Below are 1,287 nucleotides of genomic sequence, written 5' to 3' on the forward strand. Positions count from 1 at the left end.
TGAACCGTTCCGGGTTCGGTAGAGATCTCAGATGTTGGGTGTGACCTGGGGCTTCGTGGTTGCGAGATAGTGGTTGTTCTCATATTCGACCGGCGGGACGTGGCCGATCTCACCGTGGAGTCGCCGGTGGTTGTACCAGTCGACGTACTCGGCGGTGGCGAGCTCGACGTCGGACAGCGTCTTCCATGGCCGCCGGGGCTTGATCAGTTCGGTCTTGAACAGGCCGATCGTGCTCTCCATCAGGGCGTTGTCGTAGGCGTCGCCCACCGATCCGATGGAGGCGGCGATGCCGGCGGCCTCCAGGTGGTCGGCGAGCCGGAAACTCGTGTACTGCGACCCGGCATCCGAGTGATGTATCAACTCGCCGGGCTGAACGGGGTGCTGGTCGCGGTCGCGTTGCCACAGCGCCATCTCCAGGGCGTCCAGCACGAAGACCGTTTCCTTCACGGTGGCCGCGGACCAGCCGACGATCCGGCGGGAGAAGGTGTCCACGACGAAGGCGACGTAGACGACCCCTGCCCAGGTCTTCACATGGGTGAAGTCCGCGACCCAGCACCGGTTCGGAGCGCCGGCGACGAAGTCACGGTCGACGAGGTCCGGGGCCCGATCGGTCTGGCCGCCGGGCAGCGTGGTGATCACGCGCCGGCCGCGGACGGCGCCGGCGATGCCGAGCTCGCGCATCAGACGTTCGACGGTGCAGCGGGCCACCGCGTGCCCCTGCCGGTTCAGCTCCCGCCAGATCTTCCTCGCACCGTAGACCCGGTAGTTGGCCTCGAAGACCTCTCTGATGTGCTCCTTCAGCTCGGCGTCCCGCACGGTCCTGGCGGACGGCGTGACCTGTCGTTTGTGGTGGGCGTAGTAGGTGGCAGGGGCGATCTTGCAGCCGTGTGCGCTCAGCACGCGGCAGATCGGCTCGACACCGCCGAAGCGGTCCCGGTGCTCGTCGATGAACGCTATGAGCGCGTGTGTGGCCGGTCGAGCTCGGCCGCGAAGAAAGACGCCGCAGCCTTGAGGATCTCGTTCGCCCGCTTCAGCTCGGCGTTCTCCTTCTTCAGCCGCTTCAGCTCGGCCGACTCCTCGGTCGTGGTGCCCGGCCGGGTACCGGCGTCGATCTGGTCCTGCCGCACCCACTTGCGCAGCGTCTCGGTCGCGCCAATCCCGAGCTTGGACGCGACCGCCTTCATCGCGGCCCACTCGGTGTCGTAGTCGGGCCGCACCTCGGCGACCATCCGCACCGCACGACGGCGCAGCTCAAGCGGATAAGGGGAAGGACGTGCCATGACTCGA

General features: G+C 67.1%; 1 protein-coding gene. It reads right to left on the reverse strand.

The window, feature by feature from the left end:
- Positions 1–27: 27 nt before the first annotated feature.
- Positions 28–1,280, reverse strand: a protein-coding gene (locus ACI2LW_RS33690; protein WP_404735060.1) for an IS3 family transposase whose coding sequence is annotated in 2 segments (ribosomal slippage) — positions 28–998 and positions 998–1,280 — 1,254 coding nt in all. Because the reading frame shifts where the segments join, the coding sequence is not laid out codon by codon here.
- Positions 1,281–1,287: the final 7 nt, after the last annotated feature.

This window comes from Streptomyces sp. NPDC004065 (genome assembly GCF_044903565.1).
Lineage (GTDB): Bacteria > Actinomycetota > Actinomycetes > Streptomycetales > Streptomycetaceae > Streptomyces.